Below are 20,610 nucleotides of genomic sequence, written 5' to 3'. Positions count from 1 at the left end.
TGTGGGCCGGAGGGTTGTGTGCCGGACAGGGCGTCGAGAGGACCGGACGACCCGACGCACGCGAGGAGACGACGATGGCCCACGGTGGACAGCCCCAGCCCGACGACAGCTTCCGGGACACCGAGACGAGCGAACTGGACCGGCACGGCACCCACCAGCCGGAGCGGGGCGTCACCGACGCCGGCAACCAGCCCGGCACCGGTGACGAACAGGACTGGGAGCCGACGTCGGAGGAACAGTCCCGCTCGACGAACCCCGACCCGGCGGAGGGCAACGTCACCGGGCTGGAGCCCGGCGGCGGCGTCCCGGCCGGGGAGACCCCGCCCGCCGACGACCAGATGAGCCGCGACCAGGGCCACGAGGAGTAACGGGCGCCGGGCCGATTACGCCCGTGGCGTTGTGTGACTTCCCCGGCTGGAACCGCCCGGCGGCTCTCGGCGACAATGGAGCCCATGAGCAGCCCTGAAGACCAGCCGGTCAGCACTCCCGCCACCGCCACCGCCGCGACGGCCACGGCCCCCGCACCGCGCGCGACCTCGCGCGTGCGGGCCTCCGAGCTGCACGGGCGCAGCTGGCTGAACACCGGCGGGAACCCGCTGGACCTGGCGGCACTGCGGGGCAAGATCGTCATCCTGGACTTCTGGTCCTTCTGCTGCATCAACTGCCTGCACGTGCTGGACGAACTGCGTCCGCTCGAGGCCGAGTACCGGGACGTGCTCGTCACCGTGGGCGTCCACTCGCCCAAGTTCGACCACGAGGCGGACCCGGAGGCGCTCGCCGCCGCCGTGGAGCGCTACGACGTCCAGCACCCCGTCCTGGACGACCCGACCCTGACCACGTGGCAGGCCTACTCCGCGCGTGCCTGGCCGACGCTCGTCGTGGTGGACCCGGAGGGTTACATCGCCGCCCACCTGTCCGGCGAGGGCCACGTCGCGGGACTGACCTCGCTGGTCGAGGAACTCGTCGCCGAGCACGAGGCCAAGGGCACGCTGCACCGCGGCAACGGCCCCTACGTCCCACCGGAGCCCGTCGCCCGGGACCTCAAGTTCCCCGGCAAGGCCATCGCCCTGGGCGCCCGTGGCGCGCAGGCCGGCACCTTCCTCGTGGCGGACACCGGCCACCACCGGCTGGTGGAGCTGGCCGAGGACCTGACGACCGTGGTGCGCACCATCGGCGGCGTCGGCGGACCGAGCGCGGACGGGGCCGACGCCCCGGCCCCCGACGGCGGCGCCGACCCGGCCACCGCGCCCGGCACCAAGGGCCTGGCCGACGGCGGCCCGGACGCCGCCCTGTTCAACGAGCCGCAGGGCCTGACCCTGCTGCCCCGGGACGTGGCGGACGCGGTCGGCTATGACGTCGTCGTCGCCGACTCCGTGAACCACCGCCTGCGCGGCGTGCGCCTGGCCGACGGGACCGTGCGGACCGTGGCCGGCAACGGCGTGCAGCGGCTGATCGACCCCGAACGGGCCCGCGAGGCGGCGGACCCGGACACGGAGGCGACCCTCTCCCTGGCGCCCTTCGGCACCGACCCGCTGCACACCTCGCTGTCCAGCCCCTGGGACGTGCTGTGGTCCACGGCCGAGGACACCCTCGTGGTGGCGATGGCCGGCACCCACCAGCTGTTCAGCTTCGACCCGCGCACCGGGGACCTGGCGGTCTATGCCGGCACCGGACTGGAGGGACTGGAGGACGGGGACCCCACCGTGGCCTGGTTCGCCCAGTCCTCCGGTCTCGCCGAGTCCGCGGACGGCACGATCTGGGTGGCCGACTCCGAGTCCTCCGCCCTGCGCCGGATCACCCCGGCCGACCCGGCCGCGGCGGACGGTGCGCTGAGCCGCCGGGTGGGCTCCGCCGTCGGGACCGGACTGTTCGACTTCGGCTTCCGCGACGGCGCGGCCGACCAGGCCCGCCTCCAGCACCCGCTGGGCGTGGCCGCCCTGCCGGACGGCTCCGTGCTCGTGGCCGACACCTACAACGGCGCGATCCGCCGGTACGCGCCGGCCGGCGTCGCTCCGGACGGACGCCCCACCGAGGCGAGCGTGTCCACCCTGGCCCGCGGGCTGAAGGAGCCCTCGGACATCCTGGTGGAGCCGGACGCCGAGGGGAACGCCGCCTCGATCGTGGTGGTGGAGACCAACGCCCACCAGCTGGTCCGGCTGTCCGTGCCGGAGGAGTACCTGCAGGTCGACGAGGGCGCGCTGCAGACCCATCGCCCGCGCACCGCGGTGGCCGCCGGCGAGCTGGAGCTGACCGTGGCCTTCGAGGCGCCGACCGGGCAGAAGCTCGACGACCGCTGGGGCGACCCCACGCAGCTGAAGATCTCCTCCTCCCCGGAGGAGCTGCTGCTGGACGGAGAGGGCACCTCGACGGGGCTGGTCCGCACGCTGCGCATCAACCCCGACATCGCCGAGGGCGTCCTGCACATCACCGCGCGGGCCGCGTCCTGCGACGGCGAGAAGGGCCAGCCGATCCCGGACCACGCCGCCTGCCACCTGTACCAGCAGGACTGGGGGATCCCGGTCACGGTGCACGCGGACCCGGCCGGTGACGGGGACGTCGTCCCGGAGACCCGGCTGGACCTGGACCTGCGCGGGATACACTGACAACGCCCACCGCACCCGAGAGACCCGAAGGCGGCCGTATCCCATGACCACCCTGGTTGTTGCCTCGTCCAAGCACGGTTCGACCCGAGAGATCGGTGAACGCATCGCCGCGGTCCTGCACGCCAACAAGGGCGTGACCACGGTCGTCGAGGACCCGCAGGGCGCGCCGCAGTGGCTGGCCTCCGTGAACGCCGTGGTGGTCGCGCTGCCGATCTACGCCGGGTCCCTGGAGAAGGCGGGCAAGGCCTTCCTGGACACCCACCGGGCCGAGCTGGCGAACAAGCCGCTGTTCATCCTGGCCTCGGGTGCCGGCCCCGAGTTCGACGACGGCCTGCGCACCACCCTGGAGGCCTACGGCCCGAAGGAGGTCGGGTACTTCCGCGGGGCGCTCTACGAGGAGAAGCTCAGCTGGCTCGAGAAGCTGATGATCAGGCTCGCCAAGGGCCAGTACGGGGACTTCCGCGACTGGCAGGGGATCGAGGCCTGGGGCAAGTCCCTGGCCACCCGCGGCGCCAGCTGAGCCGGCGGCTGGGCGGGCTCAGGGGGCCTGGGGGACGTAGCGCACCGACTCCGGGCCGACCTGCAGGTCGGCCTCGAGCACGACCGGTTCCGCGTGCTCCACGCGGCGACGCTCGCCGGTGACCAGGTCGATCTCCTCGAGGGTCAGCCGCGCCTCGGTGCGGACCGGTGCGGCCACCGTCACGTCGGTCTCCCCGGAGGCGCCCTCGCCGCCCTCGTCGTCGGCAGGCAGGGGCTCGACCTCGACCGCCGGGTCCGGGGCGACCGACCAGCTGATGGAGTCCGGCGGGATCCGGTTCAGGGTGTCGTAGCCCATGGGGCAGCCCGCCGGGTGGAGGACCTGCTGCTCCGTGCACCCGGACAGGTAGTCGTCGACCTGCCGGTTCGCCTCCTCGGCCACCGCGTCCGTGTACCGCAGGGTCAGGGTCAGGGGGAGCGGTGCCGACGGATCGGCCCCGTCCACGACGGTCCGCACCGGGTCCGCCTCCAGGTAGGTGCTCGTGGCTGCGCCGCTCACCGCCGCCGGTGGCAGGACCGCGAAGTCCTGGACCGGGGACGACTCACCCGTCAGGGTGACCTCCTCGCCGTTCACCGTCCCCGCCAGGTGCTGCCCGGCGGCCTCGGCGGGCCACACCCCCGGCTCCACCCGGACCGTGGACAGGGCCACCGGTGCCATCCGCCAGCGGTCGAAGAACAGCCAGTCGCGTCCCTCGTGCTCCACCGTGAACGTGGTGGCGTGGTCCTCGCCGTCCACTCGGTAGCCGACCTCCACCTCGACGCCGTTGCCGGTCTCCTCGCCCCGGGACACGGTGACGTCCTCCAGCGCGGCGAAACCGGCGGCCAGCGGTTCACCGTCCAGCAGCGTGGTGGCCGTCCCCGGGGGCGGGACGGGAGTCTTGGAATCCCCGGTGCCGGAATCCCCGGTGCCGGTGCTGTCCGCGCCGGTGCCCGTGCCGCCGGCCAGTCCGAGCGCCGCGGCACCGTCCCCGCCGGCCAGCGCGTCGAGGTAGCGCTCGACCTGGGCCTCGGGGGAGTAGACCGTCGCGTTGACCGTCCCGATCGCCACGCCCCCGCCCACCAGGGCCAGGGCTGCGGCCCCGCCCCACAGGGCCAGCGTGCGGCCGGGCCGGCCGGTGCCGCAAACCTGTCTGCGTGCGTCCACCCGCTCAGCCAAACAGGCCTCCCCGGCGGCGTCCGCGCCGCTTGGTGCCGAAGACCGAGCGCACCACGGAGCGGCCGAAGGCGGTGGCAGCGGTGCGCGCGATGTCCTCGACGACCTCGGCCATCGGGTTCTCCTCCCGGCGGGACCGCAGCGGGGCCGGTTCGCGCCGCGGGGGCGGGGCCGGTTCGCGCCGGGGGGCCGGCTCGCCCCGCGGGGTCTCGACCGGACCGGACGAGGGCACCGGGTGGCCGAGGATCTCGGCCTCGATGCGCCGCGCCTCCGCGTCGATGTCCGCCTGCGACTGGCCCGCACCGGGGGTGTGCGTGCCCACGGACCCACCCGTCGGCACGGGGCTGGCCGCACCGGCGCCGGGCCCCGCGGTCGCGGACCCGGTGAGGCGCTCGAACGCCGAGACCCGGTCCTGGTCCTGGCCGTAGGCCTCGAGCAGGGCGGAGGCGGCCACCGCCGCGTCGAGGGCCTCGGGCGTGGAGGGGCCGATGACCGAGGTGGGGGACCACATCCGGGTCAGGGCGACCGGGGTCGGCGCACCGTCCTCGTCCATCACGGTGACCACGGCCTCCCCGGTGCCGGCGGAGGTGAGGACCTCCTCGAGGTCGTACTCGGTGTGCGGGAACGTCTGCACGGCCTGCCGCAGGGCCTTGGCGTCCTTCGGGGTGAAGGCGCGCAGCGCGTGCTGGACCCGGTTGGCGAGCTGGCCGAGCACCTCCTCGGGGACGTCCTGCGGGGACTGGGTCACGAAGAAGACGCCCACGCCCTTGGACCGGATCAGCCGGACGGTCGTCGTGATCGCGTCGAGGAAGGCGTCCGAGGCGTCGTCGAAGACCAGGTGGGCCTCGTCGAGGAAGAACACCAGCTTCGGCCGGTCGGTGTCCCCGACCTCCGGCAGCTCCGCGAAGAGGTCCGCGAGCAGCCAGACCATGAAGGTGGAGAACACCCGGGGCCGCTGCTGCAGGCTGGGCAGTTCCAGGCAGGAGATCACGCCGCGGCCGTCGGGGGCCCGGCGCAGCAGCTCTGCCGTCTCGAACTCGGGGACGCCGAAGAAGGCGTCCATCCCGCCGGCGGCCAGCGCCGTGACCTCGCGCAGGATGACGTTGGCGGTGGACGTGGCCACCCCGCCCAGTCCCCGCAGGTCCTCCTTGCCCTCCTTGCTGGTCAGGTGCATGACGACCGCGCGCAGGTCCTTGAGGTCGTCCAGCGGCAGCTCGCGCTCGTCGGCCCAGTGGAACATCAGCTGCAGGCAGGACTCCTGGGTCTCGTTGAGGTCCATGATGCGGGCCAGCAGCAGGGGGCCGAAGGAGTCCACCGTGGCGCGGACCGGGATGCCCGGGCCGTCCCCGCCGAGGGCCAGGAACTCGACCGGGAACGCCGCCGGCTCCCAGGGCATCCCGGTGGCGGTGGTCCGCTCGGCGAGCCTGTCGCTCGGGGTGGCCGCGGTGGCCAGCCCGGACAGGTCACCCTTGACGTCCGCCAGGAAGACCGGGACGCCGGCGGTGGAGAGCTGCTCGGCCATCACCTGCAGGGTCACCGTCTTGCCGGTGCCGGTGGCGCCGGCCACCAGCCCGTGCCGGTTCATCATCGCCAGCGGCAGGCGGATCGGGGCATCGGCATGGACCACGTCCTCGACGACGGCGGCCCCCAGGGTGATCGCCGGACCCGCGGTCCGGTACCCGGCCCGGATGGTCTCCAGGAGCGCGGACGAGGCGCCCGGGGCGGGCCCGGACGGCGTCTGCGGCGAGGACGTCGCCGGCGGTGATGACTGCTGGTCTGTCATGAAAGCATCCTAGGGCGGATGCAGGGGGTGGGCCCCGATAGATTGATCAGGCCGCCTCGACGTCGAGCGGCAGGACCGTGTCCGGCGGAAGCGTGGGGCACCGAGGGAAGCGAGCGCCATGGCCGACAAGCCGTACCGGGTCACCAGTGACAGCACCGGGCTGGGCTTCTGGTTCCGGCTCCGGTGGCGACTGGCCTACATCGCCTCGTCCATCTACGGCTCCGCGGACCGGCAGGCCAGCCTGGACCCGAAGCGCGAACTGCGCAAGGAACGGGCGGCGCGCCTGATCACCGCGTACCGGGGCCAGGGGCAGGAACCCTCGGAGGCGCTCCTGCGGGCCGCCCGGGAGGGCTGACCCCCGGGTCAGGCCAGGAGCAGGGCGACGGCGATCATCGCCGGGATCGCCACGATGGTCGTCACCAGCACGGTGTCCTTCGCCATGACCATGCCGGTCTCGTAGCGCGAGGCGGCCACGAACACGTTCTGGGCCGTGGGCAGGGAGCCGAGGACCACCGCGATGAGCAGTGCGTCGCCCTCGAGACCCATGACCGGTCCGGCCAGCACCCAGGCCAGGGCCGGGTGGACGATGAGCTTGATGACGGAGGCCACGGCGACGTCGGCGCGGCGGCCCGCGGCCTTCTCCAGCGGGCGCGAACCGACCAGGGACATCCCGAACGCCAGCAGCATGGCGGGGATCGACGCGCCGGCGATCAGGCTGACGGACTCGCCGACCGGGCCCGGCAGTTGCCAGCCGGTGGCCGAGAAGACCAGGCCCAGCGCCGAACCGATGATCATCGGGTTCAGGGCGATGTGCCCCACCTGCCGCCAGAACCTGGCCCACCGGCCGACCGGACGGATCGGACCGGCCCGGCGGCCGGCGTCGTGGCCCGCCCCGGCGCCCCGGCCGCGGGCCCGGGCCTCTGAAGCGGTGGTGGCATCCAGGGACGCGACGTAGATGGGCGTGTAGAGGGCGAGCTGGAAGATGAGCACGGGGGCGGCGAGTGCGGCGTCGCCGAGCACGTAGGCGGCGATCGGGATGCCGAGGTTCGCCGAATTGACCATGGATGCGCTCAGCGCGCCGATGACGGTCTCGGAGCCGCTCCGGCGGGGGAGCAGCAGGCGGGCCACCAGCAGGTAGATGCCCCCGGCGGCCAGCGCGGAGGCACCGGCGACGACCAGCTGGGGGCCCAGGACCGACTGCACGTCCGCGGCGGCGAGGGTGTCGAAGAGCAGGGCCGGGCTGGCCACGAAGAAGGCGGTGCGGGAGAGGACCGGCTGGCCATGGGTGCCCAGGACGCCGGTGCGGCCGGTGAGGTATCCGACCAGGATGATCACCCAGACCACGGTGAACCCGGACAGTACCTCGACCACCGGGCGCCCCCTCGCTGCCTGACCGGAGGAGGCCCAGTGGCCGCTCTGGACATGAAGAGAGCGGGCGACGGGAATCGAACCCGCGTATCTTGCTTGGGAAGCAAGCGCTCTACCATTGAGCTACGCCCGCAGGACAGGAGCTTACGCGCCCGTCACGTGCTTTTCAGCTTACACGCTCTGGGCGGCGTGGCGTGCCACGTGCGCTCGGCGTGGCGATCGCGGGGTCGTCCGGGGTGCTGTGAGGGGGCGTGGTCCCCGTGGCCCGTCGTCAGTCCAGGCTCAGTTCGCCGCCCGCAGTCCGCCCGTCCGCAGTCCGCCCGCTCGCCGTCTGCGCGCCGGCGAGACGGGACTGTCGCCGGGCCGCGGCCCGGCCGACGCCGTCCGCGTAGCGGGTGAGCACCGGGCCGATGATCGCCAGGGACATGACGTAGGCGGTGGCCAGTGCGGACACGTCGGTGGCCATGGCCCCGGAGGTCACGGCCAGGCCGGCGATGACGATCGAGAACTCACCGCGGATGGTCAGGGCGGCCCCGGCGCGCCATCGGCCGGCGGTGCCGATCCCGGCCCGGCGCGCCGCCCAGTAGCCCGTGGCGACCTTGGTCAGTGCCGTGACCAGCGCCAGCAGCAGCGCCCAGCCGAGCACCGGGGGCAGGGTGCGCGGATCCGTGTTCATGCCGAACAGCACGAAGAACAGGGCGGCGAACAGGTCCCGCAGGGGTTCCAGGAGGTCCCGGGCCGAGTGCGCGGTGGCCCCCGAGATCGCGATCCCCAGCAGGAAGGCCCCGACGCCGGCCGAGACCTGCAGGGCGCCGGCCAGGCCCGCGACCAGCAGTGCCAGGCCGAGCACCTTGAGCAGGAAGGTCTCCTGCTCGGGGGAGGCCACGAAGCGCGAGATCTGTGGTCCGAACCGGAGCCCCACCACCAGGACGATCGCGACCACCAGCAGCGCCACCCCGAGTGCCTGGGCCCCGGCGGCCACGGAGAGCCCGCCGAGCAGGGCGGTCAGCACGGGCAGGTAGACCGCCATGGCGAGGTCCTCGAAGACCAGGATGGACAGGACGACCGGCGTCTCCCGGTTGCCGAGCCGGCCGAGGTCGCCCAGCACCTTGGCGATGATGCCGGAGGACGAGATGTAGGTGATCCCGCCGAGGACGACGGCACCCGCCGCGCCCCAGCCCAGCAGCCAGCCGGCCACGGCGCCGGGCAGGAAGTTCAGGACCAGGTCGACCAGTCCCGCCCGCCAGGACGCCCGCATCCCGGTGACCAGTTCCCGGGCCGAGTACTCCAGCCCCAGCATCAGCAACAGCAGGACCACGCCGATCTCGCTGGCCAGGTGGGTGAACTCGCTGATGTCCTGGAAGGGGACCAGCTCGGAGTCGTGCGTCATGGGATTCAGGTCGCGGCCGAAGAGGATGCCGCCGTAGCCGATCGCCAGCCCGCCCAGCAGGTACAGCGGTACCGGTGACATCCCGATCCGGGCGGCGAACCGGCCCAGCCCTCCGAGCAGCAGCAGGATGGCGCCGAGCTCGATGAGGGCCAGGGTGGTGGTGTTCACGGCGTCACAGGGACAGGATCTCGGCGGCCCGGCGCAGGCCCTCACCGGTGCCCACGATGATCAGCACGTCACCCTCCTCCAGGAGGAACTCCGGGCCCGGCGAGGGATGGGTGGTCCCGGCGCGGATCACCGCCACGATCGAGGCCGCGGTGCGGGTGCGCATGCGGGTGGCCCCCAGGGGTTCCCCGACGAAGGGGGAGTCCGAGGCGAGCACCATCTGCCGGGTGGAGACGCCGGGCACCTCGGCGTGCTCGTCCTCGAGCTGGGCCACGAGCCGGGGAGCGGACAGCAGGGCCCCGAGCGAGGCGGCCTCCTCGTGGGACAGGGGCACGGAGGCCACGCAGGCGTCGGGGTCCTCGAGGGAGGACACGATGAGCTCCGTGTGGCCGTCCCGGTGCGAGACGATGCCGATCCGTCGGCCGTCCCGCAGCTCGATCTCCTTGCGTGATCCGATCCCCGGCAGCGGGGTCTCATACACCGTCATGGAAAGAGGGTATTCCCCGTCCGGGCCCTGACGCACGGCCGGTGCGCTATCGTTGCCCCGTGCTGCTCTCCGACCGCGACATCCGGGCCGAACTCGACTCCGGGCGCATCCAGCTGGACCCCTCCGCCCCGGAGATGGTGCAGCCCTCGAGCATCGACGTGCGCCTGGACCGGTTCTTCCGGCTGTTCGACAACCACAAGTACGCTCACATCGATCCCTCCCAGCCCCAGGAGGACCTGACGCGGCTGGTGGAGGTGGACCCGGAGGAGGCCTTCATCCTGCACCCGGGGGAGTTCGTGCTGGGCTCCACCTACGAGCAGGTCACCCTGCCCGAGGACATCGCCGCCCGGCTCGAGGGCAAGAGCTCGCTGGGCCGGCTCGGACTGCTGACGCACTCGACCGCCGGGTTCATCGACCCCGGATTCTCCGGCCACGTGACCCTGGAACTGTCGAACATGGCCACCCTGCCGATCAAGCTCTGGCCGGGGTCGAAGATCGGCCAGCTGTGCTTCTTCCGACTGTCCTCGCCCGCCGAGCACGCCTACGGCTCCGGCCCCTACCTCAACCGCTACCAGGGCCAGCGTGGCCCGACGGCCTCGCGGTCCCACCTGAACTACCACCGCACGATCATCGAGCGCTGAGCAGGGAGAAGGCCCCGCGAGGCGTGATCCGGGCAGCCTCGACAGGTGAGAATTGTCCCTTGGGGCCTTCGCCACAGGGACAATTCCCGCCAACGAGTGAGGACGTCCACGGTCCGGCCGGTCGTTGCAGCGCGGCCGCCTAGGCCGAGGGCCCAGTCAGGCGCTCGCGGACCAGCCGGATCAGCCGCGCGAAGCCCTGCGCCTGGTCCGCCCACGTCAGCCTGACGACGAGCCAGCCATGTCGCTGAAACCACTCGTCACGGTAGGCATCCGCTGCCTGTTGTTCCCTGGACCGGTGGTGCTTGCCGTCATACTGGATCGCGATCTTCAGGTCCCGGTATGCGAGATCGGCCTCGGGAGACCATCGCTCTGCGGGGTCGCCTTTGACCTGGAGCTCAGGCTCGGGGAGCCCTGCGTCCACGAGGGCCAGCCGGACGCGGGTCTCTTGCGGTGAGTCGGCCCCGACCCGTGTCTGGTCGATGACGTGCCGAGCCCTGCGTATCCCCGGCCGCCTGCCGGCGCTGGCCACGGCAGCGGCCAGTCCCGCCGGGGTGTCCAGGCCGTCGATACGCCCACCCGGCCGGTACGGGCGATTGACGATCGCGTCGGACACGACCACCAGGTCCACGAAGGCCAGGCGTTCGTCCGCGGCCAGGTCAATCAGGGTCCGGGCCGGGGAGGTCAGGTTCAAACGACGGAATCGCACCCTCTCGGAGGGCAGCAACGGATGCCGATGACTGCGGACCCCCCGGCGCTGCGCACGGCTTGCCCCGGGGGGCCAGGTCAGGTGAATGTCCTGGTCCGAGAGCACGCTGTCCGGCAGGGGGAGCCTGAACACGTGCGCCGCAGTGACGTGGGAGATGAAGGCTCCCGGATACTGCCGCTGGACGGCGGCGAGAGCGGCAAGTCCCCATCCGTGACCCGGGGTCTCGTACTCGGAGGGCCAACCGAAGTGGGCGATGGTGTCTGCATAGAGGCCGTGACCCAGGCGGACGATGTCTGAACTCCGGAGCCGCTTGTCCGTCACGCCGAGAGCCAGAGCCTCGGAGCGGGTGAAGGGTTGGGACCGCAACATCTCCGGTAAGGGACGGGGAGGGGGCATGACCCCATGCTGGGCGAGCTGCAGCGGGACGCGGCGGGACGCCGGGGAGAGTGTTGACGAACGGCCGGGCGGTGGCGGCCCTGGAGGAACGGACCGGCGTCACGGTCCGCACCGAGGACCCCATGTCCGCACGCGTGGACTCCTCCTGGGTGGATCTCATCCCTCACGACCGGTTACCAGGGGATGGATTCGGCCCATGGATGCCGGCTCCACTCTGTGCATGCCACTCCGCACCCAGTCTCACCCGGGGGCGGGTGTTCACTCCCGTGCTTCCCGTGGCCAGTACGATGCCCCGCATGAACCACTCCACTCCGCCGGCGTCCGAGCCCACGTCAGCGCCCGGTCCCCAGGCGGGCGCAACCGACGACGCCGGGCCGCTCGCGCGCCGCCTGAACCGCAAGCACGTCACCGCCTGGGCGCTGTGGGACTGGGGTTCGGCATCCTTCAACGCCGTGATGGTGACCTTCGTGTTCGCCACCTACCTGGCCTCGGACGCCTTCGGCCCGGACGACCGGGGCACCCAGTGGCTGACCTCGGCCAATGCCCTCGGGGGGCTGCTCATCGCGCTGACCGCACCCGTGATCGGCCAGCGCTCCGACCGCGGCGGGAGGCGCAAGCTCTGGCTGGGCCTCAACACCGCCGTGGTCATCGTCCTGACGGCGCTGTGCTTCCTCGTGCGCCCGCAGGAGTCCTACCTGTTGCTCGGCGTCGTCCTCATCGCCGCCGCCAACGTGGCCTTCGAGTTCGCCGGGGTGAACTACAACGCCATGCTGCTGCAGGTGGCCACGCCCGGGACCATCGGCAAGGTGTCCGGGATCGGCTGGGGCGCCGGTTACGTGGGCGGGATCTTCCTGCTGCTGGTCCTCTACGTCGGGTTCATCGCGGGGGACACCCACTGGTTCGGGATCACGAATGAGGACGCGATGAACGTCCGCGTGGTCGCGCTGTTCTCCGCCCTCTGGTTCCTGGTGTTCGCCCTGCCCCTGCTGTTCGCCGTCCCCGAGAACCGGACCGGCGGGCGGGGCGGGAAGGTCAGCGTCCTGGAGTCCTACCGGATCCTGCTGCGCACCGTCACCGGGCTGTGGCGCCGTGACCGCAACACCTTCTGGTTCCTCGTCTCCTCGGCGGTGTTCCGCGACGGGGTGGGCGCGGTGTTCGCCTACGGCGCGATCCTGGGTGTCACGGTCTACGGGGTGGACCCGGCGGACATCCTGATCTTCGGCATCGCCGCCAACATCGTGGCGGCGGCGGGGTCCTTCCTCGGCGGCTGGATCGACGACCGGGTGGGTCCCAAGCGCGTCATCCTGGGGTCCCTGGTCGGGCTGATCGTCTCCGCCACCATCGTCTTCTTCCTCGACGGCACCACCGCCTTCTGGATCTTCGGCCTGGCGCTGTGCTTCTTCGTCGGTCCCGTGCAGTCGGCCTCGCGCTCCTTCCTCGGCCGGCTGACCTCGGAGGAGCGGGCCGGGGAGATTTACGGGCTGTACGCCACCACCGGGCGGGCGGTGTCCTTCATGGCACCGGCCCTGATCTCCGTGGCGATCGCACTGACCGGGGACTCCCGCGCCATGGTGCCGGCCATCCTGCTGGTGCTCGTCCTCGGAATGGTCCTGCTCCTGCGGGTCCGCGACCCGAGGGCCGATGAACGGCTGGGCGCCCGCTGACGCATCCCCGGGACAGGGCCCGCAGGCCCTCGACCGCGTGGCGCGGAACGGTGATGACCAGGGGAGACACGCCCTGATCCGGTGAGGTGTCGCCCCCGGGAGGCACCGCTGCAGGCCTGTCCGGAACGGCCGCCCGGTCAACGCGGTCGGGCGCGCCCGGTAGTATGGGTCAGGACTCCCCGATCTAGATGCTGGAGGCCGCCGCATGCTCACCGTGCTCATTGCACTCTTCGCAGTGGCATTGGTGGCGCCGATCATCTTCCGGTTCGCGGACCGCAACGGCTTCTACGTCCTGGCCGCCGTACCGGCCCTCGGCTTCGTCTGGCTCCTGTTCCAGCTCCCCGAGGTCCTCGCGCTGCAGGACAGCGTTAACTCCGGGGCCTCCCCGCCCTCCGGGGTCGGCACCGGACTGGTCCAGACCTACGCGTGGATCCCCGACCTGGGCATCGAGCTGTCCTTCCGGATGGACGCCCTGGCCGCGTTCATGGGCCTGATCATCCTGGGCGTCGGCGCCCTCGTCCTGGCCTACTGCGCCCGCTACTTCCAGCGTCACGAGGCGCGGAACGCCTCCTTCGGAGCCCAACTGGTGGCCTTCGCGGGCTCCATGTTCGGGCTGGTCACCACGGATGACCTGATCGTCCTCTACACCTTCTGGGAACTGACCTCCGTCCTGTCATTCCTGCTGATCGGCTACTCAGCCCACCGCATCTTCGCCCGCCGTTCCGCCATCCAGGCCCTCGTGGTCACCACCCTGGGCGGACTGTCCATGCTGGTCGGCCTCGTCATGCTGGGCCAGGCCGCCGGGACCTACCGGCTCTCCGAGATCGTGACCGCCGGCCCGGAGCTGCTCTCCGGCCCCTACGCCGGGGCGTTCATGGAGTGGGCGATCGTGCTGGTCCTCGTCGGCGCCCTCTCCAAGTCCGCCCAGGTGCCCTTCCACTTCTGGCTGCCCGCCGCCATGGCCGCCCCCACCCCGGTCTCGGCCTACCTGCACGCGGCCGCCATGGTCAAGGCCGGCGTCTACCTCGTGGCGCGGCTGGCGCCGGCCTTCGCGGAGTCCGGCTGGTGGCAGGTGCTGGTGATCGGCGTCGGGCTCTGGACCATGCTGGTCGGCGGCTGGCGGGCCCTGCGCCAGACGGACATCAAGCTCATCCTGGCCTACGGCACGGTGTCCCAGCTCGGTTTCCTCATGGTGGCCAACGGCCTGGGTGACCGAGACGCCGCCATGGCCGGGCTGGCGATGCTCGCGGCCCACGCCCTGTTCAAGGCCCCGTTGTTCATGGTAGTCGGCATCATCGACCACGAGGCGGGAACCCGCGACCTGGCCCGGCTCTCGGGCATCGGCCGCAACCATCCGTGGCTGTTCGGCACGGCCGTGGTCTGTGCCGCCTCGATGGCGGGCATCCCGCCACTGTTCGGCTTCGTGGCCAAGGAATCGGTCCTGGAGTCGCTCACGCACTGGGGTCAGCACGGTGCGGCCGGTGCCGGCCTGTGGGCCTCCGTCTGGGCCTGGACGCCGCTGGTCCTCGTGGCCGTGGGCACGGTGCTGACCGTCGCGTACTCCGCCCGCTTCCTGTGGGGCGCCTTCGCCACCAAGACCCTGCCCACGGACGAGGGGATCGTCCAGGTGGAGGACACCCGCTTCCACGGCCCCGTCACGGCGAGTGCACTCGGCCCCTCCGCCCTGCTGGCGCTGGCCTGTGTGGCCGGTGCCCTCATCCCCGGCGCCATGGAGGCCCTGCCCGCCGCGTTCGGCGCGTCGATGGCGCCCCTGGAACCGGGGTCCGAACCGGCCTACCTCGCGCTGTGGCACGGGCTCACCCCGGTGCTCGGGCTCTCGGTGGCCGTGATCCTGACCGGCCTAGTCCTGTACGCGGTGAAGGACCCGGTGGCCCGGTTCCAGGCCGCGGTGCCGTCCTGGGTGGACGCCCAGCGCCTCTACCGGGCCTCGCTGGCCGCGCTGGACGACGTGGCCATCTGGGTCACCGGCCGCACCCAGCGCGGTTCGCTGAGCTACTACCTGTTCATCATCCTCTCGGTGGCCCTGCTCGCACCGCTCCTGGCGCTGCTCTTCCCCCAGGAGAACGACGGCGGAACGGGGCTTGCGGAGTCCATCCTCGGCTCGGCGCAATGGACCTGGGCGGACACGATCGCCCAGGTGCTGGTCGGGGCCGCCATGATCGTGGCGACGTTCGCCGCCATCCGGGCCCGAAAGCGCTTCATGGCCGTGCTGCTGATCTCCGTGACCGGGTACGGGCTCGCCGCGATCTTCGCGCTGCAGGGTGCTCCGGACCTGGCGCTGACGCAGTTGCTGGTGGAGTCGATCGTCCTGGTGGCCATGGTGCTGGGGCTGCGCATGCTCCCACCGGGCTGGTACACCCGACGCCGCTCGGACTTCAAGGTGCCCCGGGCCATCCTCGGCATCGCCTTCGGCGCGGTCATGGTCGCCGTGGCCGTCACCGCCCTGGCCTCCCGCACGGCCGAGCGGATCTCCCTGGAGATGCCACGGCTGGCGTACGAGGAGGGCGGTGGCGCGAACATCGTCAACGTCCTGCTGGTGGACATCCGCGCCTGGGACACCTTCGGCGAGATCGCCGTGCTCGCGGCGGCCGCCACCGGTGTGGCGTCGCTGGTGTTCATCCAGCACCGGGACCGGCAGGCGGGGAACCTGCAGGACGTCGCGTCGGGTTCGGTCGGTCGCTACCGGGCGCAGGACGCGCGGGAACGGCGGGAACTGGCGGCCGTCCGCAAGTTCGCCATCGTGGACCAGGACCAGTGGCTGGTGGCCGGGCGCACCGTGGCGCCCGAACGGCGCTCCATCATCTTCGAGGTGGTCACCCGCCTGATCTTCCACGTCATCATCCTGCTGTCCATCTACCTGCTCCTGGCCGGTCACAACACCCCGGGCGGCGGCTTCGCCGGCGGGCTGATCGCCGGTCTGGCACTGACCATCCGCTACCTGGCCGGTGGCCGGTACGAACTGGAACAGGCCATGCCCATCCCCGCGGGCGTGCTGCTGGGTTCCGGGCTGGCCATCGCAGCCCTGACCGGGGCCGTGCCCCTGCTGTTCGGCGGGCAGGTCTTCCAGTCGGCGATCGTCGAGTTCGCCCTTCCGGTGATCGGCGACGTCAAGTTCGTCAGTTCGACCGTCTTCGACATCGGCGTGTACCTCGTGGTCGTCGGCCTCGTCATCGACGTCCTGCGGTCGCTCGGTTCTGAGGTGGACCGCCGCTCGGAGGCCGAGGGGACCGCTCAGGCCGAGGCCCAGCAGCGCCGCCGGGAGGCCGGGGCCGCGGCCGAGGCATCCTCCGCGGTCCCGGCCGGCGGCAGCACCTCCGGTGACGGCAGGGACCCGGCCCGCGCCGGCCTGCCCGTCTCACCGGATGCGGGGAGGGTGATCTCGTGAGCGTGAACATCGTCCTGCTCCTCGTCATGGGCGTCATGTACGCCGGTGGTGTCTACCTGCTGCTGGAGCGCACCCTGACCCGGGTGCTGCTGGGCATCCTGCTGATGACCAACGCCACCAACATGCTGATCCTCATCATGTCCGGCGCCCCGGGGGAGGCTCCGCTCGTCGAGGACGGCCTGGCCCCCGGGGCGTACACCGACCCACTACCGCAGGCCCTGACCCTGACCGCGATCGTGATCTCCTTCGCGATCACGGCGTTCATGCTGGGGATGATCTACCGGTCCTGGAAGCTGGGCCGGAGGGACGAGGTCCTCGTGGACACCGAGGACGTCAAGGTGGCCGAGCAGCCGTCCTTCGACGCAGAGGACGACGCCGAACTGCTGGAGGAGACCTCCGAGTTCCTCGACGAGGACGAGGACCCGAACGCCGACTACGAGCACGCGACGGCCATCAATCCGGCCACGGGGCCGCTGCCGGTCAAGCCCCAGCGGGACGGCACGGTCCGGGTCCGGCCGCAGGCCGGCCGGTCCGAGTCCTCCGCCCGAGGCGGCCGCCGCAGAGTGCAGGAGATGGAGGAGGGCGAACGCCCCGTCGGGTCCAGCGGGCACGACGATCACCTCCCCGATGAGGACGAGCGGGCCGGCAGCCCGCGCTCCCGCCCGCCGCGGTCCACGGAGCACCAGCAGGACAACCGGCAGGACACGCGAGACGGTGACGGTCGGGCCCCCCGGGGCCGCCGACGGAAGGGAGATGGCTGATGGACCAGGGCCTCGTCTCCCTCGCCCCCCTGGCGGTGCTAATGCCGATCCTCGGGGCCGCACTGGCCTTCGTGCTGGTCCGGCGCCCGCGGGCCCAGATCGCGGTCACGGTCACGACCATCACCATCACCCTCCTGCTGGAATGCCTGCTGCTGGCAGCCACCTGGGACACCGGCGCGGTCGCTGTCTTCCTCGGGGGGTGGGAGGCCCCGTGGGGCATCACCATGGTGGTGGACCGGTTCTCGGCGCTGATGCTGGTGATCTCCTCGGCCGTCGTGCTCGCCGTCCTCGTCTACGCCTCCGCCCAGGGCGTCACGGACCAGGACCAGGGCGGGCCGGTCTCGATCTTCCACCCCACCTTCCTCATCCTGGTGGCCGGGGTGTCCAACGCGTTCCTCGCCGGGGACCTGTTCAACCTGTACGTCGGCTTCGAGATGCTGCTGACGGCGTCGTACGTCCTGCTCACCCTCGGCGGCACCGGGCCGCGGGTGCGGGCCGGCGTGACCTACGTGGTGGTCTCGGTCATCTCCTCGGTGGTCTTCCTGGCGGCCATCGCCATGATCTACGGTGCGACCGGGACCGTGAACATGGCGGACCTGGCCGGCAAGCTCGCCCAGCTCGACCCGGACGTGCAGATGGTGCTGCACGTGATGCTGCTCGTGGGCTTCGGCATCAAGGCGGCGGTGTTCCCGTTGTCCTTCTGGCTGCCGGACTCCTACCCCACCGCCCCCGCGCCGGTGACCGCGGTGTTCGCGGGGCTGCTCACCAAGGTCGGCGTCTACGCGATCGTGCGGACCGAGACCCTGTTGTTCCCCGGTGACCGGGTGAACGCCGTCCTGCTCTGGATCGCCCTCCTGACGATGATCGTGGGTATCCTCGGGGCCCTCGCGCAGAACGACATCAAGCGCGTGCTCTCCTTCACCCTGGTCTCGCACATCGGCTACATGATCTTCGGGCTGGGGATGTCCAACGTGCTCGGCCTGGGCGCCACCATCTTCTACGTGGTCCACCACATCACGGTGCAGACCTCCCTGTTCCTGGTCACCGGACTGATCGAGCAGCGTGCCGGCACGGCGAACGTGGACCGGCTGGGTGGACTGGCCCGGATCTCCCCGCTCATCGCCATCCTGTTCTTCCTGCCGGCCATGAACCTCGCGGGCATCCCGCCGTTCTCGGGTTTCCTCGGCAAGGTGGGACTCGTCCAGGCCGGCGTGGGGGCGGACAGCATGATGGCCTGGGCCCTGGTCATCGGCTCGGTGGTCACCTCCCTGCTCACCCTGCTCGTCATGGTCCGGGTGTGGACCCGTGCGTTCTGGCGCCGCGTGGAGGACGTCGAGCACCCGCCCGCCAAGCTCGTGCTGGCCATGGACTCCCACGAGGCCTCGCTGGCGTCCTCGACGGCCACCCGGGAGGCCGGAGACGGGAGGGGCCGTACGGTCCGCGGCCCGACGGTCGGCCTCGTCGCCCCGACCATCGGCCTGGTCGCCTTGGGACTGTCCTTCACGGTGCTCGCGGGGCCGCTGTACTCCTTCTCCGACCGTGCGGCCACGGACATGCTCGCGCGGACCCCGTACATCGAGGCCGTGCTGGGGGAGGAGGCCGCCGCGCAGGCCGCCCTGGACGTCGGCCAGCTCGAGGACCGGGGCATCGTGACGCCCCAGGAGCAGGAGAATTCCGGGCCGGGGACCTTCCGGCCGATCGACGGCGCTGACAGCGAGGGCGAGGACGCCGGCACCCGCCCGGGCGGAGAGGTCCCCGGCGACCCGGGCGGCTCGCAGGACGAGGACACGAGCCCGGGTACGGAAGGGGGCACGCCGTGAGCGTGAGCGATGACCAGCAGGACGGTCCTCCGTTCTGGACGCAGTGGCCCATCCTGCTCGGGCTGACGCTGACCTGGGGCGCGCTGTGGCAGGACTTCTCCCCGGGCGTGCTGCTCGCCGGCGTCCTGTTCTCGGTGCTGATCCTGTGGTTCTACCGGTTGCCCCGGGTGCAGTTCTCGGACCGGTTCAACCTCTGGTACTTCCTGGTCTTCACTGTGCGGTTCCTCGGGCACGTGGTGACGGCCTCGGTCAGCGTGGCCTGGGACGCCATCACCAAGGGCCCGAGCATCGTGAACTCGGTGGTGGCCGTGCAGCTGCGCAGCCACGACGACCTCATCGTCACCCTCACCGGCCATGCCCTCGCCCTGGTCCCCGGCTCGCTGGTCATCGACGTGGACCGGCCCAGCTCCACGCTGTTCCTGCATGTGCTGGACGCGGGGAACGCCGAGGCGGTCGAGGGATTCCGGAACGAGGCACTGGCCACCGAGGCCGCCATCATCCGCGCCATCGGCACGAAGGCCGACCTCGCCCTGGTCAAGGACGACGAGGCCCGACGCGCCACCGTGGGCACGGGGAGGGGGAGGTCATGAGCCTGCTGGACATCGCCGGGTACCTCAGCCTGGCCCTGCTGGCCGGGGGCGGCATCGCGGCCATCTACCGGATCGTGGCGGGGCCGTCCATCCTGGACCGCGCCATCGCCACCGACGTCCTGCTGATCGTCATCTCCTCGGCGCTGTGCGTGGAGATGGCCCTGAACCACCACACGGACAACATCGTGTTCGTGGTGGTGGCCTCCGTGATCGGGTTCGTCGGATCGGTGACGCTGTCCCGGTTCGTCGCCGAGCGCAAGAAGGAGCCGGTCGAGCATGCTTGAGTCGTGGCCCGAGATCGCCGACGGGATCGCCGCCGTCCTGCTGATCCTGGGGGCCTCCCTGTCCACCGTGGCCGGCATCGGCCTGCTGCGCTTCCCGGACCAGCTCTCGCGGATGCACGCCGGGACCAAGCCCCAGGTGCTGGGCCTGCTGCTGGTCCTGGTGGCCCTGGCCTTCGCGTGGCGGGCGTGGGTCTGGGTCCCCGTGCTGATCCTGGCCTGGGTGCTGCAGATGCTGACCGCACCGGTCTCCGCCCACCTGGTGGGCCGGGCCGGGTACCGGACCAAGCACCTGAAGCGGGAGATGCTCTTTACGGACGAGCTGGCCGACGTCGTGGCCAGCCACGACGACCAGGGCCGGCCGGCGGCCACCGCGGACCGGCGCACCGTGCCCCAGCCCGATCCCACGGACCATCACGGCCGGGACTGAGCGCCGAGCGCTCTGAGGGACAGGGTCCGAGGGGCTGGGGACTGAGAGCCTGGGACCAGGCCGGCCGGGAGCGCGGCTGCGCGAGGCGCAGGGCCCACTCCCGGCCGGCTGGATCAGACCTCCCCGCGGCCGACCTTGACGGACTTCGCGGACCGGGCCTGCATCCGCTCGATGGCCTCGTTGGCCCCGCGCTGGGAGGTCACCCGGATCAGCGCGGCGATGCCCGCGGCGATCGTGGCGAAGGCGATGGCCTCCCACATGTTGTTGTCCGTGTCCTCGAGGTCCTTGGGGGCATCGTGACCGGTGACCTTCTTCCAGCCGAACTCGACGACCTTGGTGCCGATGAGGCCGCCGGCGATCGTGACGCCGGTGGTGATGAGCTTGCTCACGAGGGTGTTCATGCGGGGTACCTCCGAAGACGATGGGCGA

The 20,610-nt window shown here is 71.7% G+C and carries 19 protein-coding genes and 1 tRNA gene; 12 read left to right on the top strand and 8 right to left on the bottom strand.

Features of this window, described 5'->3' with window-relative positions:
- Window positions 1–74: 74 nt before the first annotated feature.
- The 3 genes from GGQ69_RS10925 (at window position 75) to GGQ69_RS10915 (ending at window position 3,123) form a co-directional block, all read left to right on the top strand.
- Window positions 75–368: a DUF6480 family protein gene (locus tag GGQ69_RS10925; RefSeq protein ID WP_010142986.1), complete on the top strand. Its 294-nt coding sequence runs from the start codon at window positions 75–77 to the stop codon at window positions 366–368.
- Window positions 369–452: 84 nt separating this feature from the next.
- Window positions 453–2,603, top strand: a complete 2,151-nt coding sequence (locus tag GGQ69_RS10920) for an NHL domain-containing thioredoxin family protein (RefSeq protein WP_183527939.1) — start codon at window positions 453–455, stop codon at window positions 2,601–2,603.
- 43 nt (window positions 2,604–2,646) lie between these two features.
- Complete coding sequence (locus tag GGQ69_RS10915) at window positions 2,647–3,123, top strand: flavodoxin domain-containing protein (protein ID WP_183527937.1); 477 nt, start codon at window positions 2,647–2,649, stop codon at window positions 3,121–3,123.
- Between the two features lie 18 nt (window positions 3,124–3,141).
- On the opposite strand, the gene GGQ69_RS10910 is transcribed toward GGQ69_RS10915, so the two are convergent.
- Both GGQ69_RS10910 and GGQ69_RS10905 read right to left on the bottom strand, forming a co-directional pair.
- Window positions 3,142–4,284 carry a hypothetical protein gene (locus GGQ69_RS10910; RefSeq protein ID WP_183527935.1) on the bottom strand — a complete coding sequence of 381 codons (1,143 nt, stop codon included), beginning with the start codon at window positions 4,282–4,284 and terminating at the stop codon, window positions 3,142–3,144.
- A 4-nt stretch (window positions 4,285–4,288) separates the two neighbouring features.
- On the bottom strand, window positions 4,289–6,076 hold the full coding sequence (locus tag GGQ69_RS10905; protein ID WP_255459482.1) for a helicase HerA-like domain-containing protein: 1,788 nt from the start codon (window positions 6,074–6,076) through the stop codon (window positions 4,289–4,291).
- Window positions 6,077–6,194: 118 nt separating this feature from the next.
- Here GGQ69_RS10905 and GGQ69_RS10900 point away from each other — a divergent pair, with 118 nt between their 5' ends.
- Window positions 6,195–6,431: a hypothetical protein gene (locus GGQ69_RS10900; RefSeq protein ID WP_183527933.1), complete on the top strand. Its 237-nt coding sequence runs from the start codon at window positions 6,195–6,197 to the stop codon at window positions 6,429–6,431.
- 8 nt (window positions 6,432–6,439) lie between these two features.
- Here the strand turns inward: GGQ69_RS10900 and GGQ69_RS10895 are convergent, their stop codons facing one another.
- The 4 genes from GGQ69_RS10895 to GGQ69_RS10880 all read right to left on the bottom strand — a co-directional run bounded on the left by GGQ69_RS10895 (window position 6,440) and on the right by GGQ69_RS10880 (window position 9,486).
- Window positions 6,440–7,447: an AEC family transporter gene (locus GGQ69_RS10895; RefSeq protein WP_183527931.1), complete on the bottom strand. Its 1,008-nt coding sequence runs from the start codon at window positions 7,445–7,447 to the stop codon at window positions 6,440–6,442.
- A 59-nt stretch (window positions 7,448–7,506) separates the two neighbouring features.
- Window positions 7,507–7,577, bottom strand: a tRNA-Gly gene (locus GGQ69_RS10890).
- 138 nt (window positions 7,578–7,715) lie between these two features.
- Window positions 7,716–9,002 carry a cation:proton antiporter gene (locus GGQ69_RS10885; RefSeq protein WP_183527929.1) on the bottom strand — a complete coding sequence of 429 codons (1,287 nt, stop codon included), beginning with the start codon at window positions 9,000–9,002 and terminating at the stop codon, window positions 7,716–7,718.
- A gap of 4 nt (window positions 9,003–9,006) precedes the next feature.
- On the bottom strand, window positions 9,007–9,486 hold the full coding sequence (locus GGQ69_RS10880) for a cation:proton antiporter regulatory subunit (protein ID WP_183527928.1): 480 nt from the start codon (window positions 9,484–9,486) through the stop codon (window positions 9,007–9,009).
- Between the two features lie 59 nt (window positions 9,487–9,545).
- Here GGQ69_RS10880 and dcd point away from each other — a divergent pair, with 59 nt between their 5' ends.
- Entirely contained in the window at window positions 9,546–10,127 is a 582-nt protein-coding gene (gene dcd, locus GGQ69_RS10875) for a dCTP deaminase (RefSeq protein ID WP_010142995.1), read from the top strand.
- A 139-nt stretch (window positions 10,128–10,266) separates the two neighbouring features.
- On the opposite strand, the gene GGQ69_RS10870 is transcribed toward dcd, so the two are convergent.
- Window positions 10,267–10,818, bottom strand: coding sequence for an endonuclease domain-containing protein (locus tag GGQ69_RS10870; protein ID WP_183527925.1), 552 nt, complete (start codon window positions 10,816–10,818; stop codon window positions 10,267–10,269).
- A 707-nt stretch (window positions 10,819–11,525) separates the two neighbouring features.
- Between GGQ69_RS10870 and GGQ69_RS10865 the strand changes: the two genes are divergently transcribed.
- The 7 genes from GGQ69_RS10865 (at window position 11,526) to mnhG (ending at window position 20,181) form a co-directional block, all read left to right on the top strand.
- The gene (locus GGQ69_RS10865; RefSeq protein WP_183527923.1) at window positions 11,526–12,893 is read left to right on the top strand and encodes an MFS transporter; all 1,368 of its coding nucleotides are present in this window, start codon (window positions 11,526–11,528) and stop codon (window positions 12,891–12,893) included.
- A 205-nt stretch (window positions 12,894–13,098) separates the two neighbouring features.
- Window positions 13,099–16,299 (top strand): Na+/H+ antiporter subunit A, encoded by a 3,201-nt coding sequence (locus GGQ69_RS10860; protein WP_183527921.1) that lies wholly within the window; start codon window positions 13,099–13,101, stop codon window positions 16,297–16,299.
- Entirely contained in the window at window positions 16,296–17,060 is a 765-nt protein-coding gene (locus GGQ69_RS16880) for a Na(+)/H(+) antiporter subunit C (RefSeq protein WP_183527919.1), read from the top strand. Before GGQ69_RS10860 ends, GGQ69_RS16880 begins: the two co-directional genes overlap by 4 nt.
- Window positions 17,060–18,880 (top strand): Na+/H+ antiporter subunit D, encoded by a 1,821-nt coding sequence (locus tag GGQ69_RS10850; RefSeq protein WP_183527917.1) that lies wholly within the window; start codon window positions 17,060–17,062, stop codon window positions 18,878–18,880. The genes GGQ69_RS16880 and GGQ69_RS10850 overlap by 1 nt, the downstream gene beginning before the upstream one ends.
- Window positions 18,877–19,470 (top strand): Na+/H+ antiporter subunit E, encoded by a 594-nt coding sequence (locus GGQ69_RS10845; protein ID WP_183527915.1) that lies wholly within the window; start codon window positions 18,877–18,879, stop codon window positions 19,468–19,470. The genes GGQ69_RS10850 and GGQ69_RS10845 overlap by 4 nt, the downstream gene beginning before the upstream one ends.
- Window positions 19,467–19,754, top strand: a complete 288-nt coding sequence (locus GGQ69_RS10840; RefSeq protein WP_183527913.1) for a monovalent cation/H+ antiporter complex subunit F — start codon at window positions 19,467–19,469, stop codon at window positions 19,752–19,754. The genes GGQ69_RS10845 and GGQ69_RS10840 overlap by 4 nt, the downstream gene beginning before the upstream one ends.
- Window positions 19,747–20,181, top strand: coding sequence for a monovalent cation/H(+) antiporter subunit G (mnhG, locus tag GGQ69_RS10835; RefSeq protein ID WP_183527911.1), 435 nt, complete (start codon window positions 19,747–19,749; stop codon window positions 20,179–20,181). The genes GGQ69_RS10840 and mnhG overlap by 8 nt, the downstream gene beginning before the upstream one ends.
- Window positions 20,182–20,294: 113 nt before the next feature.
- On the opposite strand, the gene GGQ69_RS10830 is transcribed toward mnhG, so the two are convergent.
- On the bottom strand, window positions 20,295–20,582 hold the full coding sequence (locus GGQ69_RS10830; protein WP_183527909.1) for a DUF4235 domain-containing protein: 288 nt from the start codon (window positions 20,580–20,582) through the stop codon (window positions 20,295–20,297).
- Window positions 20,583–20,610: the final 28 nt, after the last annotated feature.

This window comes from Micrococcus sp. TA1, assembly GCF_014199555.1.
Classification (GTDB): domain Bacteria; phylum Actinomycetota; class Actinomycetes; order Actinomycetales; family Micrococcaceae; genus Citricoccus.
The sequence above is the reverse complement of the archived record's forward strand: the minus strand, read 5'-3'. Positions and strand labels throughout refer to the sequence as shown.

Bases quoted from the DNA above. Each gene is read 5' to 3' on its own strand.
- GGQ69_RS10925 (WP_010142986.1), top strand. From the start codon at position 75: ATGGCCCACGGTGGACAGCCCCAGCCCGACGACAGCTTCCGGGACACC.
- GGQ69_RS10920 (WP_183527939.1), top strand. From the start codon at position 453: ATGAGCAGCCCTGAAGACCAGCCGGTCAGCACTCCCGCCACCGCCACC.
- GGQ69_RS10915 (WP_183527937.1), top strand. From the start codon at position 2,647: ATGACCACCCTGGTTGTTGCCTCGTCCAAGCACGGTTCGACCCGAGAG.
- GGQ69_RS10905 (WP_255459482.1), bottom strand. From the start codon at position 6,076: ATGACAGACCAGCAGTCATCACCGCCGGCGACGTCCTCGCCGCAGACG.
- GGQ69_RS10900 (WP_183527933.1), top strand. From the start codon at position 6,195: ATGGCCGACAAGCCGTACCGGGTCACCAGTGACAGCACCGGGCTGGGC.
- GGQ69_RS10880 (WP_183527928.1), bottom strand. From the start codon at position 9,486: ATGACGGTGTATGAGACCCCGCTGCCGGGGATCGGATCACGCAAGGAG.
- GGQ69_RS10865 (WP_183527923.1), top strand. From the start codon at position 11,526: ATGAACCACTCCACTCCGCCGGCGTCCGAGCCCACGTCAGCGCCCGGT.
- GGQ69_RS10860 (WP_183527921.1), top strand. From the start codon at position 13,099: ATGCTCACCGTGCTCATTGCACTCTTCGCAGTGGCATTGGTGGCGCCG.
- GGQ69_RS10850 (WP_183527917.1), top strand. From the start codon at position 17,060: ATGGACCAGGGCCTCGTCTCCCTCGCCCCCCTGGCGGTGCTAATGCCG.
- GGQ69_RS10840 (WP_183527913.1), top strand. From the start codon at position 19,467: ATGAGCCTGCTGGACATCGCCGGGTACCTCAGCCTGGCCCTGCTGGCC.
- mnhG (WP_183527911.1), top strand. From the start codon at position 19,747: ATGCTTGAGTCGTGGCCCGAGATCGCCGACGGGATCGCCGCCGTCCTG.
- GGQ69_RS10830 (WP_183527909.1), bottom strand. From the start codon at position 20,582: ATGAACACCCTCGTGAGCAAGCTCATCACCACCGGCGTCACGATCGCC.